The 15,942-nt window shown below is 72.7% G+C and carries 11 protein-coding genes and 1 pseudogene; 7 read left to right on the forward strand and 5 right to left on the reverse strand.

Annotated elements, in window-relative coordinates; all coding sequences use genetic code 11:
• Window positions 1-285: 285 nt before the first annotated feature.
• From SM447_RS16985 to SM447_RS17010, 6 genes are all read left to right on the forward strand, one after another.
• A complete protein-coding gene (locus SM447_RS16985) occupies window positions 286-1,128 on the forward strand; it encodes an AfsR/SARP family transcriptional regulator (protein ID WP_474573782.1) in 843 nt (280 codons plus the stop codon).
• 91 nt (window positions 1,129-1,219) lie between these two features.
• Window positions 1,220-1,567: a TcmI family type II polyketide cyclase gene (locus SM447_RS16990; protein WP_474573783.1), complete on the forward strand. Its 348-nt coding sequence runs from the start codon at window positions 1,220-1,222 to the stop codon at window positions 1,565-1,567.
• Window positions 1,568-1,579: 12 nt separating this feature from the next.
• Window positions 1,580-2,929, forward strand: a complete 1,350-nt coding sequence (locus tag SM447_RS16995; RefSeq protein ID WP_474573784.1) for an FAD-dependent oxidoreductase — start codon at window positions 1,580-1,582, stop codon at window positions 2,927-2,929.
• Window positions 2,930-3,146: 217 nt separating this feature from the next.
• Window positions 3,147-3,947, forward strand: a complete 801-nt coding sequence (locus SM447_RS17000) for a helix-hairpin-helix domain-containing protein (RefSeq protein WP_474573785.1) — start codon at window positions 3,147-3,149, stop codon at window positions 3,945-3,947.
• A 266-nt stretch (window positions 3,948-4,213) separates the two neighbouring features.
• Window positions 4,214-5,413: a low temperature requirement protein A gene (locus tag SM447_RS17005; protein WP_474573786.1), complete on the forward strand. Its 1,200-nt coding sequence runs from the start codon at window positions 4,214-4,216 to the stop codon at window positions 5,411-5,413.
• Between the two features lie 87 nt (window positions 5,414-5,500).
• Window positions 5,501-5,707 (forward strand): hypothetical protein, encoded by a 207-nt coding sequence (locus SM447_RS17010; RefSeq protein WP_474573787.1) that lies wholly within the window; start codon window positions 5,501-5,503, stop codon window positions 5,705-5,707.
• A 60-nt stretch (window positions 5,708-5,767) separates the two neighbouring features.
• On the opposite strand, the gene SM447_RS17015 is transcribed toward SM447_RS17010, so the two are convergent.
• The 5 genes from SM447_RS17015 to SM447_RS17035 all read right to left on the reverse strand — a co-directional run bounded on the left by SM447_RS17015 (window position 5,768) and on the right by SM447_RS17035 (window position 14,251).
• Window positions 5,768-7,354, reverse strand: coding sequence for a hypothetical protein (locus SM447_RS17015; RefSeq protein ID WP_474573788.1), 1,587 nt, complete (start codon window positions 7,352-7,354; stop codon window positions 5,768-5,770).
• Window positions 7,355-7,542: 188 nt separating this feature from the next.
• Entirely contained in the window at window positions 7,543-9,633 is a 2,091-nt protein-coding gene (locus SM447_RS17020; protein WP_474573789.1) for an APC family permease, read from the reverse strand.
• 57 nt (window positions 9,634-9,690) lie between these two features.
• A complete protein-coding gene (locus SM447_RS17025) occupies window positions 9,691-10,086 on the reverse strand; it encodes a hypothetical protein (protein WP_474573790.1) in 396 nt (131 codons plus the stop codon).
• A gap of 329 nt (window positions 10,087-10,415) precedes the next feature.
• Window positions 10,416-11,195, reverse strand: a complete 780-nt coding sequence (locus SM447_RS17030) for a DUF5995 family protein (RefSeq protein ID WP_474573791.1) — start codon at window positions 11,193-11,195, stop codon at window positions 10,416-10,418.
• A gap of 185 nt (window positions 11,196-11,380) precedes the next feature.
• Window positions 11,381-14,251, reverse strand: a complete 2,871-nt coding sequence (locus tag SM447_RS17035) for a helix-turn-helix transcriptional regulator (protein ID WP_474573792.1) — start codon at window positions 14,249-14,251, stop codon at window positions 11,381-11,383.
• 199 nt (window positions 14,252-14,450) lie between these two features.
• Here SM447_RS17035 and SM447_RS17040 point away from each other — a divergent pair.
• Window positions 14,451-15,629, forward strand: a pseudogene (locus SM447_RS17040) (adenylate/guanylate cyclase domain-containing protein); the annotation flags it as partial.
• Window positions 15,630-15,942 lie beyond the last annotated feature (313 nt).

Below are 15,942 nucleotides of genomic sequence, written 5' to 3' on the forward strand. Positions count from 1 at the left end.
TTGGTGACGCTGCGTTGACGCAAGCTGTGGTTCGGCTGAGCGACCACCATCGCCATGATCGGGAGGATTTAGCAGTTCAGAGGCGGTCTCACAGAACAGCATTCGTTACATTGCCGACAGCATTGTTGACTCAGAGTAATCGCTGTTGATAATCTTCGCGGCGGTCAGACCCGGCACCGCACATCCCGTGTGCGACGGCCCCAGCGAGTCGACAGTGGCGTCACGGCGGCCACGCCGGGACCCGGCCGAGACCCGCAACCGACGCGTTCCGCAGGGGGTGCCGCCGTGGCCGCCGTTCCGCCCGCGCCCACCACCGGCCAGCGCCGCGACGTGGCCGTACACCTGCATCTGCTCGGCGGTTTCCGCCTGACGCACGGCGACACCCCGGTGGCGGTGCCCCGCGGCCTGCAACGGGTCATCGCGTTGATCGGGCTGCGGCCCGGTGCCACCCGCACCCACCTCGCCGGCCTGCTCTGGCCCGAGGCCTGCGAGGAACGGGCCCTGTCCTCCCTGCGGACCGCACTGTGGCGGCTACGTCAGGACCCCTACTGCCCGCTGACCACCGCCGCCGACACCGTGCGCCTCGATCCGCTGGTCCGCGTCGACGTGGACCAGCTCGTCGACACCGCCGGCCGGGTACGCGACGGCCATCCCCCGGGCGACGCCGCGGAGGCCCTCGCCGCCGGTCGGCACGACCTGCTCCCCGGCTGGTACGACGACTGGGTGCTGGCCGACCGGGAGCGGCTGCGCCAGCTCCGGCTGCACATGCTGGAACAGGTGGCCGGTCAACACCTGGCCGCCGGGCGACACGGCGAGGCACTGGAGGCGGCGCTGGAGGCGATGGCCGCCGAGCCGCTACGCGAGACGCCCCATCGGCTGGTCGTCCGCATCCACCTCGCCGAGGGCAACGCCTTCGAGGCGGTACACGCCTTCTACGTCTACCGGGACCTGTTGCTCCGGGAGCTGCGGCTGGAACCCTCGCCGGCGATGAGCGCGCTGCTGGCGGAGACTCTCGAACCCATCCGCCGGGCCAGTCGCCCGACCAACGGCCCCCGTCGGCACCTGGTCACGCGCGCCGCCTTCCCGCACCCGATGGCGGTGCGTCACCGCACCGATCCCGGACGTTGACGGGCAGGTGACTGCGCGGGCGACAGGCTGGGGCGACAGCGGTCCGAAGCCTGGTGTCCGTCCGGGCCGGACCACCGGTGAGAGGGGTCCGATGAGCCGTCTAGTGATCGTCAGCAGGATCATCCCGGGCGCGGAGGGTCGCGTCGCGCAGATCTTCGCCGAGTCCGACGAGACCGAACTGCCCAGCCTGACCGGGGTTCGGCACCGGTCCCTGTACTGCCTGCACGACCTGTTCGTACACCTCATGGAGACCGACGACGTCGGCGCGGACGCCCTCGCGGCGGCCCGCAACCACCCGCTCTACCAGCAGGTCAACGAGCGACTGTCCGCGCACACCTCGCCGTACCTGCCGACCTGGCGCTCGCCGCGTGACGCGATCGCCAACTGCTTCTACCACTGGGACGGCGCGGAGGTTCCGACGCCCCGCGTGGCCGGCTGACCGGGCGGGACCGTGGCGACCCGAGCACCGCATGTCCTGGTCATCGGCGCTGGCACCGGCGGCCTCTGCCTGGCGCAGGGGCTACGTCGGGCCGGAATCAGCGTGGCGGTCTACGAACGGCACCGCGCCAGGGGCGAAGGGCTGCTCGGCTACCGGGTGGGCATCGGCCCCACCGGCAGTCGGGCCCTGCGTGACTGTCTGCCGCCGGAGCTCTTCGAGATCTATCTGGCCACCTGCGCCCGCTCGCCCCGCTACTTCAACGTGCTCAGCGAGAAGATGCGCCACACCGCCTCCTTCCCACTGCGGCCGGACACCCACCCGGTCGACACGGAACGGTCCGTGGCCCGGATGACGCTGCGCCAGGTGCTGCTGACCGGTCTCGAGGACGTGGTTCACTTCGACCGGACCTTCACCCGGTACGAGCAACACGACGACGGCACGGTCACCGCCCACTTCGCCGACGGCGGCACCGCCACCGGTGACCTGCTCGTGGCGGCGGACGGCACGCATTCGGCGGTCCGCCGCCAGTACCTGCCGCACGCCGTCATCCGGGACGCCGGCACCGTCAACATCGCCACCCGGGTACCGCTCACCGAGCACACCCGGTCGCTGCTGCCGGAGAGCGTGCAGCGGGGCATCTCGCTGATCTTCGGCACCGGCGGGGTGATGGGCGTGCTGCACGTGATGGAGTTCAAGTGGGACCGCGACGGCCGCCTGAAACCGGAGACCAGCTCGGTCGACGCGGCGCTGCTCGGCAACTGGCCGGGGCTGCGTCACGACCCCACCCGCGACAACATCAACCTGGTGGTGTGGAGCACCGCGCGCCGGTTCCCCTCGGACGTGATGCGACGCCGGGGTACCGAGCTGATCCAGGTGGCCTTGGAGCTGACCGCGAACTGGCATCCTCACCTGCGGGAACTACTCAGCCTCGCGGACCCGGACAGCGCCCTGCCGATCCGGGTGTCCACCTCGGAGCCGGTACCGCCCTGGAAGAGCAGCACGGTCACCCTCCTCGGCGACGCGATCCACACCATGACACCGGGACGGGGCGTGGGGGCCAACACCGCGCTGCGCGACGCGAACCTGCTGCGGCGACAGCTGATCCTCGCCGACGCCGGCGAGAAGACCCTGGTGCAGGCGGTCGCCGACTACGAGGCGGCCATGGTGCCGTACGGCTTCGCCCGGGTCGCCGACTCGCTGGGACGCAGCGGCACCAACGGCGACGACCGCATGTACCAGCCGGTCTTCGGACGCCTCGCGCTGCTCGGTGCCCGGGGATACTTCCGGGTCACCAGCCGGGTTCCGCGCCTGCGGCGAAAGTTCGTCGACGACTTCTACACCTACCGAGGTGAGCAGGACTGATCCAGGCTCGACGCGACCCCGGCGGCCGACCCGGCGCCGGGGTCGCGGCGCGTCCACTCGTACCGCACCGTCCGTCCCGTGACGGACACCTGCCGTAGCCTCCGCCCGTCGCGTACGGACTGTTACCTGGGCTGCCTGTCGTCCCGGCCGCGCGTGTGCGAAGCTGCGGCGAGTTTTTCTCGCGACGATCCGGACGTGAACCTCAGGGAGGGTTACCGTGGGCGAGTCCTTCGGGAACTGGCTGATACTGCTCGTGGCGCTGCTGGCAGGGCTGGCGGTGGGCTGGATGCTGCTGCGCGGCCGGCGGGAGGAACCGCCGACGGCCGGCCCGGTGAGCGGCGTGACCACCGAGGCGAACGATTCGGCCCCGGCGACCACCGTGACCGAGACGGCCACCGCCCCGGCCGAGCCGGCGACCGTGGCGTCCGAACCGACGGCCGCCGAAGTCACCGCCGCACCGACGGACAATGACACCGCACCGGCGGTGACCGAGCCGGCCGCCGATGTCGAGTCGACCCCCGTCACCGGCGAGGAGCCGGTGACCGCTGCCCCAGTCGCGGCGACGCTGCCCGCCGAACCGGTCGCGGCTGACGTCGAGCCGGCCACCGTCCTCGACGGACCGGCGGCGGACGCGACCGCGGCGCCGCGTCCGGCGGTCGCCACCCCGCCGGTTCGCCCGAACGCCGACGCCGCACCCGAGCCGGTCGCGGCGCCGGAGCCGGTCGCGGCGCCGGAGCCGGTCGCGGCGCCGGAGCCGGTCGCGGCGCCGGAGCCGGTCGCGGCCACCGAGCCGGTGGCCGCCGCCACCGACGACTTCCGGCGTATTCAGGGGGTCGGGCCGAAGATGGCCGCGGCGTTGCACAGCGCGGGCATCCGCACCTACCGGCAGTTGGCCGAGCTGGACGAGGCCACGCTGCGGGAGACCATCAAGAGCGCCGGGCTGCGTGCCACGGCCAGCCTGGTGACCTGGCCCCAGCAGGCGAAGGTGTTGGCCGGCCAGGCCGACAGCGAGGCCTGACAAACCAGGGCCGCCGGCCGCGGGACACCCAACGGCCCCGCGCCGGCGGCCACCGGTGCACACCGGTCCGGTGTACACCGTTCCGGTGACCGGCGTCGGCAACGGCCCGAGCCGGCCCGGCGACCCGGTTACGGTCGCTGGTGGGTGGCCAGAAACGTTCACCGTGCCGCGCCGGGCCCAGGCGGGACACCGCCAACGTTCCTGGACACCGCACTGGGTCGGCCACGCCGGTCCACCGAACCGTCGCCGGCAGCCGGGAGCCGTCCGTGCCGTTCGCCCAGTCGGAGCCGGAACGCCCACGGCAGCCACCGACCCGCAGCGCGGCCTCGCCCCGTCGGGTCACCCTGCTGGAGCTGTTCTTCGATCTGGTCTACGTCGTCGCGCTGGCGCTCATCTCGCGCGGCCTGGCCGAGGACATCACCTGGCACCAGGCGGGGCAGGCGCTGATCCTGCTGGCCGCCGTGTGGTGGACCTGGGTCATCACGTCCCTCATCACCGATCTGTACGACCCCGCGCGCACCGAGATCAAGGCCCTGATCGTCACGGTGATGTTCGGTGTGCTGCTGATGACCACCGCCATCCCCAAGGCCTTCGGCGACCGGGGACTGGTCTTCGCCGGCGCTTACGTCGCCATCCATCTCGGACGCGGGCTGTTCCTCATCCCGCTGGTCCGCGGCGACCGACAGATCCAGCGCCGCGCGGCGCGCGTCTTCTGCTGGTTCTCCGTCTCGTCGGTGCCCTGGCTCGTCGGCGCGTTCGTCTCCGACGACGCCCGGATGGTGCTGTGGCTGCTCGCCCTGGGGATCGACTATCTCGGGCTCCGGCTGGCCTACCCGGTGCCCGGGCTCGGCACCGTCCCGCCCGCCCTGTTGCGGGTGACCGCAGAGCACCTCGCCGAGCGGTACCAGCAGTTCTACACCATCGCCCTGGGTGATGCGATCCTGGTCACCGGCATGGCCTACAGCCAGGAACACTCGGAGGCGGAGCACGCCGTCGGCATGGTACTGGCCTTCGCCACGACCCTGCTGCTGTGGCGGATCTACGTGCACAGGTCCGGGGAACTGCTACCCCTGGCCATCCAGGTCTCCAAGGAACCGAACCGCTTTGTCAGGACTGCCCCGTATCTCCACCTGCTGATGGTCGCCGGGGTGGTCACCACCGCGGCCGGCTTCGAGCTGGTGCTGCACGAACTGCCCCGGCGTACCCCGCCCGCCTGGGCGGCGGTCATCCTGGGCGGCCCCGCCCTGTTCCTGGTCGGCCGCGCCATCTTCGAGCGCGAGGTGTTCAACCGGGTCTCGCCGTCGCGACCCGGCGGCGTGGTGGCCCTGCTGACCGCGGCGCCCGCGGTGCTGTTCCTTCCGCCGCTGACCGCGTCGCTCGCCGCCCTGCTGGTCCTCACCGCAGTGGCGCTCGACGACTTCCGCCGCAGCCGCAACCGACCGCCGGAGGCACCCGCGCCGCCGTAGGTCCGCGTCGGCCGCCGTTAGCCGTTGGACACGGTTGGGTACAAGGCCCCAAACCTTGCAACCCACCCCCGAACCGTGGAGGAAGCCATGCGTGGCACGTCGATATTCGGAGTCCTCGTCGTCATCTGGCTGGTCATCGGTGCTATCGCCGCCGGTCAGCGCGGCTACTACAGCGACGAGGAGACCAACTGCGCTGAGGTCGGCACGATCCTGGTGACCATCGCCGCCGGACCGCTGAACTACGTGGGCGCCAACCCGAAGGTCGACTGCGAGCTGCCGCAGCCCTCCCAGTGACCCCGGTGACGCACGACCGTGGCCCGTGCCGGCTTCGGGCTCGGGCCACGGTCGAGGCGGTCAGCGGAAGCAGTGCGCCACCGGCACCTTGCTTCCCTCGCAGTTGGTCGGGTTGTTCTCGATGACGGCGGTCTCATCGTCGATCTTGACCCGGGCCCGCTCGGCGTGGATCCCGCCGGCCTTGACGGTGGACTGGTTGTCGGCCACCCGGCTGCGGTAGAGCGAGGCCGAGCCGGCCGTCACGAACAGCCCGGCACCCTGCGACCGCTTGCCGACGGCGGCGTTGCCCCCGACGTCGCTGCCCCGCACCAGCAGGTTGGACTTCTCCGCGTAGATGCCGCCGCCGTTGCCACGCGTGGTGTTGCCGCTGACCACGCTGTCGTCCAGCGGCAGCAGGCCCTGGAAGGTGGAGATGCCGCCACCCTTGACGGTGGCCACGTTGTCCCGGACGGTCATCTGCCGCAGCACCATCACCGCGTCGGAGACGGCCAGGCCGCCGCCGGTCTCCGCGCTGTTGCCGACCACGGCGGTGTCGAAGACCTTGGTACGCGCGGAGAAGCTGGCCAGCCCGCCACCCTGTGCCGCGTTGTTGCGTACGAAGGTGGAGGAGTAGACGTCTCCGGCGGCCCGGAAGTTGGCCAGACCACCGCCGTAGGCGACGGCGCTGTTGTGCCGGAACTCGGTGCGGTGCATGGTCATGACGCCACCGTTGAGCAGGCCCCCGCCCTTGCCCTGGGTGCCGGCGGCCCGGTTGCCGATCAGCTTGCTGTCGCTGATCTGGAGGTTGCCGTCGTTGAAGATGCCGCCGCCGCCCTCCACCGAGGTCGAGGTGCTGCCGATGACGGTGACCCGTTCGACGACCGCCGTCGCGCCGTGGACGACGTGGATGCTGCCGCCCTCGCCGGTCGAGCGGCCGTTGCGCAGGGTGACGTCGCGCAGGGTCAGCTCGCCACCGTCGCGGACGGTGAAGAAGCGGAAGTCAGGGGTGTCGAGACCCCGGACGATGCTCGCGCCGGAGCCCTCGATGGTGATCCCGTGATAGATCACCGGCAGTCCGGCCTTGTCGTCGGCGGGGTTGCGCGGGGGCGCCTCGGCGTCGCCGGGGTTCTCGGCGGCGTCGTTGGCGTCCCGGGCGTCACGGATACCGCCGTCGTAGTCGTCGGGCTGCTGGAAGGCGTGGGTCAGGGTGTAGGTGCACTTCTCCGCCAGCCGCAGGGTGGCACCGCCCTCGGCGTTCGCCCGCACCAGCGCCGCGATCAGCCCGCCCGAGTCGCAGGGCACGGGAAGGACCTTGGCCGTCGACGGCCGCCCACGGCGACCGGCCGCATCGTCGGGCGGGTTCGACGGTCGTCCACGGTGACCGGCCGCGTCGCCGGACGCGTCGGCGTCGTGCCGCCATTCGGGCCGTTTCCGGTCCTTCCCCCGGTGTTGCGGCGTCTCGTCGATCCCGGGCACGTCATCCTGATACATCGCGGCGGGCTGGCCCGGTTGCGGTGCCGCGGGGTCACGGTCGGCGGCCGAGGCGGTGACGGCGGTCAGGCCGGCCGCCCCGGCCACCAGGCTGCCCGCCACCAGGCCACCGGCCAGCAACCACCGGGACCGCCGACCGGGTCGGCCCGACCCACGGCTCCCTTGGTACGTGGACATCAGCGTTCCTGCCTCTCGTGCATGGGGAAACACGGCCGCACCCGGAAATCGGGCGCGGAGTGGCTGACATCACCTCAGCCACCAGAGGCCACCGTACGGCGACACATGACGCAAATCCGGCATAAGTGAACGAGTAAGTCTTTCGGCTTCACATCTACTCACGAGGGGCGAGACCGCGCCTGCGGCACTCAGCCGCCGACGTGGATGCCGGGCCGGCGCGCGGGATCGGGCTCGGACTTGCGCAGGATCTCCCGCACCACCGGTGGGGTGTCCCCGCGCCCGAGAATGAGGTAGCGCAGCAGGTGGGCGATCGGATTCCCCTCCGACCACTCGAAGTGGGCGTGCGGGCGGACGCCGGTGGCGTCCCGCAACGCCAGCAGGATCGCCGCGATCGCGTTCGGTGCCGCCGGGCTGCTGGCCCGCAACACCCGGTACCCACCCACCTCGACTCCGCGTACCCGCAGCACGTGGCGGAACCCGGACGGATCGACCACCTCGATCTCCAGGAAGAGCACGTCCGTCGCTCCCGGAACCGGGTTCAGGCCCCGCTGCGCGCGTTCCTTGATGGTGTACTCCTTGACCGCGCCGCTGTGCCGTTTGTTGGCGATCAGATGCAACCGGCCGTCGTGGGCCACCGAATCGGCGACGAACCGCCGCGCCGTCTCGTCGAACTCGACCCGCTCCGCCCGCAGCTCCGTGGTCCGGGTCACCCGGGACACCAGTGAGACGGCGATGATGCCGAGGATGAACAGCCCGGAGATGGCGATCCCGTCCGGTTTCGCGATGACGTTCTCCACCAGGGCGTACAGCAGCACCAGGGTGAGCACCGTGAACCCGGCGGCGACACCGCGTTGCCGGCGGCCGGCGGCGGCGATGGCCACCGCGATCGCCGCCGAGACCATCATCGCCAGGATCCCGGTGGCGTACGCCCCCGCCTGCGCGTCGACGTCGGCGCGGAACACGACGGTCAGCACGATGCAGACCAGCGTGTAGACGATCACGACCGGGCGCACCGCCCGCGCCCATTCCGGTGCCATGCCGTACGACGGCAGGTAGCGCGGCACGATGTTGATCAGCCCGGCCATCGCCGACGCACCGGCGAACCAGAGGATCAGCACGCTGCTCACGTCGTACGCGGTGCCGAACGCCTCGCCGACGTGCTCGTGGGCGAGATACGCCAGCGCCCGCCCGTTGGCGGGCCCGCCCGGGGCGAACGCCTCGGGCGGAATGAGCACCGCGGTGACGAAGGTGGTCGAGAGCAGGTAGACCGACATGATCGACGCGGCGGCGGTGAGCAGCCGCCGGGTGTTGCGGATCCGTGCGGCCAGCCGGGCCTGCGTGTCCGGTCCCTCCCCCGCCACCAGAGGCATCATGCTGACCCCGGTCTCGAAGCCGGACAGTCCCAGCACCAGCAGCGGAAACGCCAGCGCTGCGGTCAGCGCCACCTGCCCCGGCCCGCCACCCGCGGTCAGCGCCGTGGTCCAGTCCGCCAGCGGACGGGAGTCACCGGCCAGTTCCACCAGCGACACGCCCACGATCACCGCGTTCAGCCCGAGGAAGGCGACCACCAGCGGCACGGCCACCGCCACCGCCTCCCGGAAGCCGAGCAGGAACACCCCACCCAGGATCAGCAGCAGCACCACGGTCACCGCGACCGCGACGCCGGTGCCGGCGAACGCCTCCGGCAGGTACGGGTTCTGCAACACGTGCACGGTGGCGTCGGCCGAGGACAGGGTGATCGTGACGATCCACGACGTGGCGACGAAACCGAGCAGGATCAGCACGAAGATCTTGCCGCGCCAGAACGGCAGGAGCCGCTCCAGCATGGCCACCGATCCCTGGCCGTGCGGGCTGTCCCGGGCCACCCGCCGGTACATGGGCAACATCCCGAACAGGGTCAACGCCACGATCAGCAGCGTCGCCACCGGAGACAACGCACCTGCGGCCAGGGCGGCGATGCCCGGCAGGTAGGACAGGGTGGAGAAGTAGTCGACGCCGGTCAGGCACATCACCCGCCACCAGGCGTGCGACCGGGCCTGTCCCTCGGCGGTCTCCGGTCCCACCGGTTGGACCCGGTGGAGGAACAGCCACCGACGCAGTCGGCTCTCCGGTGCCACCGGCCCGGTCGGGACCGCCACCCGTTCGGGCACGGTGACCACCCGTCCCGCGCGTTCGCCCTTGCGCGTCGGATCCCGCGCGGCGCGCAGCGCCGGCTCCGGTGTCCCGGATGCCGGGCGGCGGCGTTCCCGACCCCGTCGCGCTCTCGTCCCGTCCCCCATGCCCCGCCTCGCCGTCGTCGAACAGGCCGTCGGTGCTGGCCTGGAAGCTCGTCCCGGTCAGCCGCCGTCCGGTGCGGTCAGCACCCGGGCCAGGGCGGCGGGATCGGCCACGGTGACCGTCATCCCGGGATGGCGCGGCCACCCGCCGGGTAGCAGGGCGGGCACCGGTCGAGTGAATCGGACGCAGAGCCCGGCGGTCGTGGTGGTGCCGAAGGTGACCCCCATGTCGGCACCCGACAGATGCGGGCCGATCGCCCGCCACCAGCGGTACGGACCCCCGGTCTCCACGCCGGCCACGTTGTCCCGCTCGGTACGCAGGCACCACGGCCCGAAGCGGACCACGAGATCGTGGGCGTCGACCCGGGCCCAGGCGGTGGAGGGCCGGACGCCGATCAGCGCCAGCGGCCGGCGGAACCGCGGATCGAAGCGGAACTGGAAAACCTGGCCGGTCATCCCCGGGCTCCCCGGCCGGCGCGGTCTCCCGGGCGCGCGGGGCGGGGTGGCGCGGCAGGGCGCGGTCGCGGCCGGGCGGCAGGACGGCGCCGGGACACAGCGGTCATGGCCGCGGCGTACCCCGCAGGGGCCGGCCGACACCCCCCGGGCCGGCCGGCCCCTGCTTCCCCCCGTGGTCCCCCACCAGTCCCCCGTGGTCCCCCCGTGATCCCCGTGGTCCCCCCTGCTCCCCGTGGTCCCCCGTGGCCATGATCCGGGCGGATTCCGCCCGGGCGGGTCGGATGCCCCCGCGCCCCGCGGTGACGGAGCGCGGGGACCCCCCGTCCCGGCTACTGCAGGAACGCCCCGAGGGGCGACAGCAGCAACCGACCGAGCGCGGCGGCCGTGTCGTCGAGCCGCCTGCGCTCGCGCTCATGCTGGTGCGGGTCGTGCCGGCACCGCCAGATCCGCTGCGCGTTGCGCCAGGCGACATCGCGCGTGTAACCGATCAGCTCGCCCTGGTACCAGTCGTCGATGTCGCCGTTGAGCATGTCGATGAGCAGTTGCCACTGCTCCAGGTAACCCCGGCGCAGGCCGGGGATCTTGTCGGCGAAGATCTTGTTGATCTCCAGATAGTCCCGGTGCTGGTCGCTGCCGTCGACCGGCTCGGACTCCAGGTGGTCGAACGTGGTGACCAGCGCGAACGGCAGGTCGAAGTTGATGTGCGCGTTGACCCCGGCCGCCGCCGAGGGCAGTGGGCGGGCGTCCGGCCCCCGCATCCGCTCGAACAGGCACGCCCAGGCCCGCGGCGTGCTCGGGCTGGAGTCGCTCCACATCCGCAACGCGTCGAAGTAGCGGGCCGCGAACTCGACGTCCAGCCGGGACAGGAAGACCGGGTCGACGAACCGGTCGGCGTACAGCCCGTCGAGCACGCTGGTGGTGATGGTCAGGTAGAGCTTGTTGAAGTCGGCCAGCGGGCAACTGTCCAGCAGCGGAGGCAGGCGGACCAGCATGTCCTGCAGCTTGGTCAGGTGGTCGACGACGGCGGGCACGTCGGTCGGGTGATCGGCGAGCAGGTCGACGATGTCCCGGTGGACCGGCCCCCAGACCAGGTCGTCACACCCGCTCATGCCGAAACTCCGCCGCGCCACGTGCCGGCATGAGGCACCACAGCGTTGAACCCGATGATCCGCTCGCGGTGCTCGCTCATGTCCCCTCCAGGCAGTTCGTCGGCGTCGTCGTGCCGTTGCGACGCCGGGCACAGCCTTTCAGGGGTCCACCCCCGTGGACATCAGTAGAACGACGTATCCGACACCTACGCCCGACTACGCAGGAAGATGGCGCTGGCCTGGACCCGGGTACGCACCTGGAGCTTGTCGAAGATGTGCGACACGTGGACGCCGATGGTCCGCTCGCTGATGAACAGCCGCTGGCCGATCTCCTTGTTGGTCAACCCTTCGGCCACCGCGGCCAGCACCTCGCGCTCCCGGGCGGTCAGTGCGGCCAGTTCCTCGCCGGATCCGTCGGGCGTCGGCACCCCCACCGGACCGCGCTCCTCCAGCGCGACCCGGGCCCGCCCGGCGAGCGTACGGATCTCGTCGGTCAACGGCACCGCGCCGAGCGCCTGCGCCATCTGGTACGCCTGGCGCAGCAGCTTCCCGGCGGTGGCGGCCTTGCGACGGCTGGCCAGCAACGCCTCGGCCTGACGCAACCGCGAGTACGCCGCCGGGTACGGATGGTTGCGGTGATCCCACTCCGCCGCCGCCCGCGCCCACAACTCCGGGTCCGCCCCGTCGAGTCGGCTCACCTCGGCGGCGCACAACGCCAGGTACCCGTCGACCACGTAGCGCACCGGCCGGGCAGCCCGCTCGCTGCGCGACGCCACCCGGTCGGCGATCTCGCGCAGCCGGCGCACCGCGTTGTCGTCGACGGCGACGGTACGGCTGGCGTGGGCCTCCGCCTCGGCGCGCAGACCGTGCCAGACCAGCACCGCGAGAATGACCAGGTCGTCGGAGCGGGTCTCGGTCAGACCACGCTGTACGGCGTGCCGGGCCACGTCGTGCCGCCCCTGCCACATGGCCAGCCCGGCGCGCAGGGTGAGCAGCGGAATGACGTGCCGGGCACCGCCACCGGCCAGAATGGTCGCCACCGCGTCCAGGTCCCGATCGGCCGCCTCGATGTCGCCGTAGCCGACCGACAACCGGCAGCGGGCCAGCAGCAGCTCGACGGCGTCGGCGCCGGAGGGCCGGTGCCGCAGCGCCGTCGCGACCACCTTTTCCGCCTCGGCCCACTGCCCCACCCGGAACAGTCCATTGGTGGCGATGGCCAGCAGCCGGGTCTCGTAGGAACGGCCCAACCCGAGCTCGGCGACCCGCTCGGCGCCTCGGCGGGCGACCACCACCCCCTCCTCGAGAATGTTCAGCGGCCCGGTCAGCAACTCGGCCAGATGCAGGTAGGCCAGCGCGACGTCCTCCGGACGGCCGGCCCGCTCGGCGGTGGCCAGCGCCCGGCGCAGCACCGTCAGGCCCGTGTCCGGATCCTCCAGGCATGCCTCGGAGAAGCCGAGCGCGGCGCTGGCCAGCACCACCTCGGTGGTCGCCCCGTCCACCTGCTCGGCCAGGGCCAGCGCCTCCCGCGCACGCTGGCCCGCCTCGGCGTACCGGCCGAGCTGCAGCAGCAGTTCCGCCAGCCGGGCGGCGGCGGTGGCCCGCTGCACGGGTGTGCAGTCGGCGGCGGCGAGCGCCTGCTCGTACTCCACCTCGGCCAGCGCCGAACGGCCGGCGGCGGCCAGGTAGCGGGCCCGCCGGATGTGCAGCTCACAGGCCGGAGGGGCGGTGTCGGTGCCGGCCAGTTCCTCCAACAGGGTCAACGCCCGGGCGTACTCACCACAGTGGTGGGCCGCCTCGGCCGCGCGCCCGAGCAGCGAGGCCCGGTCGACACCGGGCAGCCCCTCGGCCGACTGCACCGCCACCGACCAGTGCCGGTGCGCCTCGGCGTAGCCGTACAGCCGCTCCGCCTCCTCGGCGGCGGCCACCGCCGCCGGCAGCGCCCGCTCCGGCTCCCCGGCCAGGCGCCAGTGGTGGGCCAACCGGGCCTGCTGCAACTCGCCCGGCGCCGAGGTCAACGCCTCGGCGTAGCGGCGGTGCAGCACCGCCCGTTCGGCCGGCAGCAGCTCGTCCTCAAGCACCTCGGCCACGAGGCGGTGGCGTAGCCGGTAGCCGTCGTCGGAGCCGACCAGCAGCCGATGGGCCACCGCCGCCCGGACCGCGTCGAGCAGATCGTGCTCCGGCAGGCCGACCACCTGAGCGAGCAGCCAGTGCTCCACCGGTTCCACTCCGGCGGCGACCGCGTGCACGGCGCGGTGGGCCGGCTGGGGCAGCGCGTCCACCCGGGCCAGGAAGACCTCGCGGAGGGTGTCGGAGAGCCCGTCGCGGCCGTCGCGTAGGTCCCGGGAGAGTTCCTCCACCACGAACGGGTTGCCGCCGCTGCGCTGCCACAGCTGCTCGGCCGCCTCGGCAGCCAGCGGTCGACGCATCACGGCGGCGGCCAACGCCTCGGTGCCGGCCCGGTCCAGCGGGGCCAGGTCGAGCACCCGCACCGAGCGCAGCCGGCGCAGCTCCGTGAGCACCCGACGCAGCGGATGCGCCCCCTGCAACGACTCCGACCGCACCGCCGCCAGCACCGACAGTTGCAGATCGCCGAGCCCGGCGAGCAGATAGAGCAGCAGTTGGCGGGTGGTCCGGTCGACCCACTGCAGATCGTCCAGCACCAGCACCAGCGGGCGGCCACCGGCGATCACACTCAGCCCACGGGAGACGCGCTCCAGCAACGCGCCCGCGCCGTCGGGGCCGGCCCGGTCCTCGGCGAACACCCCGAGCAACGAGCGGACCGACGCCGCGGCCGGCGGGGCGAGGTCGGCGTCCAGGCGGCGCAGCGCCTGCCGCAGCGGGTGCAGCGGCGAGGCGTCGCCGATGTCCAGACAGGACCCGGTGAGTACCAGAGCACCCCCGTCGCCCAGCCGGTCGCCGACCTCGCGCAGCAGGCGGGTCTTGCCGACCCCGCTCTCACCGGTCAGGAACACCGCCGCCGTGTGCCCCGACGTGACGTCGTCGAGCAGCGCGGAACGTACCGTCGCCACCAGGTCGTCCCGACCCACGAGCGGTGTGGTGTCCACGTCGCTGGCCATGGCTCGCAGCCTAGTCACAGGGTCCGTCCGCGTTCTACAGCCACCTCGCCCCTCTCCTACTCATCGCGTCGACATTGCGACCAAAGGTTGCGTCCGGCCGACATACGTCGTTCTGCCGATCCGCCGTCGGACCGGCGGTGACAGGCTCCGGACATCGTCGGCACGCACGGGGGGAGAGGCAGGTGCGATCTCCATGCCCATGTCTGTTGTCGCTGGTCATGTAGCCGAATGGCGGACGCGTTGGCCCGTGTCGGAGGAGCGGCGGACCGTCACGGTCCTCTTCGTCGACATCGTCGGGTCGACCCGGCTGGTCGACCAGCTCGACCCGGAGGATGTCCGCGACCTGCAACGGGCGTACTTCGGCACGGTCGCGCGGGTGCTGCGACAGTGGGGCGGCGCGGTGGAGAAGTACATCGGCGATGCCGTGATGGCCCTGTTCGGAGCGCGCCGCGCCGACGGGTGGGAGGCGTACCGTGCGGTACGCGCCGGGCTGGAGATCCAGCGGGCGCTGGACCGCCACCCGCTCGGCCCGGCACCCGGGCTGCAGGTCCGGGTCGGCGTCGCCACCGGGGAGGCTGTGGTGGACCTCGCGGTCGCCCACGACGGCGGGCACGGCGTAGCCAGCGGTGCCGTCATCACCCTCGCCGCCCGTCTCCAGGAGCATGCCCCGCCCGGCGGGGTGGCGCTCTGCCCGGCCACGCACCGGGCCGTCCTCGGGCTGATCGCGCAGCACCCGGTACCGGCGGTGACGGTGGCCGGCAAGGCGCTGCCGGTCGACGTCTGGCACGCCACCGGAACCGTGCGGACCCGACCGCGGCGGCACGACCTCCCGCTGGTCGGCCGTCGACGGGAGCTGGCCGCCGCCCGGGAGCACCTCGCCGAGGCGGTACGCGGACGCGGTGAGCGCCGGGTGCTGCTCCTCGGTCCGCCCGGCAGCGGGCGCAGTCGGCTGCTGCGCGAGCTGCTCCGGACCACCCGTACGGTGGACGGCGTCCCGGTGCGTTGGTGCCCGGCGGCCTGCCCGCCGTACCCGGAGGGGCCGTTGGCGCCCTTCGCGGACCTGGTCCGCGGGCTGGCCCGGGCCCGCGTCACCGACGATCCCGAGACGGTACGCCGCCAGCTCGCCGACGCCCTGGCGGGACGGGTACCCGCCGACCGGCTGGCACCCGCTCTGAGCACGGTGGACGCGCTGCTCGGGGTGGCCGCCGACCCGGCTCAGGTCGGCGCGGTGACCTACTGGCGGGAGGTGCTGCTGAGCCTGGCGCGGCGGCAGCCGGTGGTGGTGGCCATTGACGATCTCGATCGTGCCGCCCCGGAGCTGCGCCGTCACCTGGAAGCCCTCGTCGAGCTGGCCGACCGGCGTGGTCTGCCGTTGGTGCTGGTCGCCACCGGCACCCGGGACCCGAGCGACCCCGGCCAGCGGGTGGCCCGGCTGCGGCTGCCTCCGCTGGACGCGATCACCACCGGCCGACTGCTGCGCCGGCTGCTGCGTCGGGCCGGACAGCCCAGCGGGCTGGCGGCGCGGCTGATTCCGCTGGCCGGTGGCAACCCCGGACGGGCCGTGGCCTACGTGCGTGCGCTCACCGCGGGCGAGCTTGGACAGCTGCCCGTGCCGGAGAGTGTCCGCCGGATCATCGAGGCCCGGCTGGACCGTCTCGACGGTGGCGCGAGGGCCGTGCTGATGGCGGCCG

Source organism: Micromonospora aridisoli (assembly GCF_056150025.1).